The sequence below is a fragment of the Rhizobium sp. SG741 genome (assembly GCF_012275435.1).
GTDB classification, from domain to species: Bacteria; Pseudomonadota; Alphaproteobacteria; order Rhizobiales; family Rhizobiaceae; genus Rhizobium; species Rhizobium lusitanum.
Map to the genome: position 1 here is coordinate 1 of NZ_JAAZQP010000039.1, position 1,048 is coordinate 1,048.

Consider the following 1,048-nt stretch of genomic DNA (forward strand, 5'->3'; position numbering starts at 1 on the left):
CTAGAGCAGGTCCTGCGATCGATGAATCGATTGTGAGGTGACGCGGCGCGGCGAAGCTGATTCAACATCCACAGCAAAGAGGTGGATGATGGCACAAGCACTGAGCGATGATCTTCGGTTACGCGTATTGAAAGCGTCTGCGGCGGGCATGTCAGCACGGCAAGCCGCAGCCCGGTTCGGAGTGGGAATTTCGACGGCGATCCGGTGGATTGCAAGAGCAAAAGAGGGCGAGGCGACCTCCCGCCCACAAGGTTGGAAACGCCCCTCGGCTCTCGACGCACACGAGGCATTCGTTGTGGAGCTGATCGAAGAGCGCAAGGATGTTACGCTTGATGAAATGGTCGAGCGCTTGTCTGTTGAGCGGCAGGTGAGCATCAGCCGGAGTGCACTCGGCGCATGGCTGCGAGGCCACGGATGGACGTTTAAAAAAAGACCGCACATGCACTGGAGCAAGACCGGTCGGATGTCCTGAAGCGCCGACGTAGCTGGTTTGATAACCAGCTCGATCTCGATCCTGACCGACTGATATTTATAGATGAAACCGGCCTCTCGACGAAGATGGCCCGTCTACGCGGGCGTGCGCTTCGAGGCGAGCGTTGCCGAGCCGGTGTTCCGCACGGCCATTGGAAAACAACGACATTTACCGGCGCGTTGCGCCTCACCGGAATGACTGCGCCGTTTGTCTACGATGGAGCGATGAACGGTAACGTCTTCCTGGCTTATGTCGAGCAGGTGTTGCTGCCGACCCTGCGGGTGGGGGACGTTGTCGTCATGGACAACTTGCCGGCCCACAAGACATCCGGCGTGCGCGATGCCATCGAGCGCGCCGGCGCCAAACTCATGTTCCTGCCGCCGTATAGCCCAGACTTTAACCCCATCGAGAACGCATTCTCCAAACTGAAAGCCATGTTGCGAGGCCGGGCAGAGCGAAAGATCGACGCCCTGTGGGACGCAGTCGGCGCTCTGCTACCCCGCTTCACTCCGGCGGAATGCGCAAACTACTTCAGGGCCGCTGGATATGACCCGGAATGAACAAGATCTGCTCTAG

1 protein-coding gene is annotated in these 1,048 nt (G+C 59.1%); it reads left to right on the top strand.

Annotated elements, in window-relative coordinates:
* Positions 1–88: 88 nt before the first annotated feature.
* Positions 89–1,032, top strand: a protein-coding gene (locus tag FHT29_RS34270; RefSeq protein WP_210250242.1) for an IS630 family transposase whose coding sequence is annotated in 2 segments (ribosomal slippage) — positions 89–425 and positions 425–1,032 — 945 coding nt in all. Because the reading frame shifts where the segments join, the coding sequence is not laid out codon by codon here.
* The last annotated feature ends 16 nt before the right edge of the window (positions 1,033–1,048 follow it).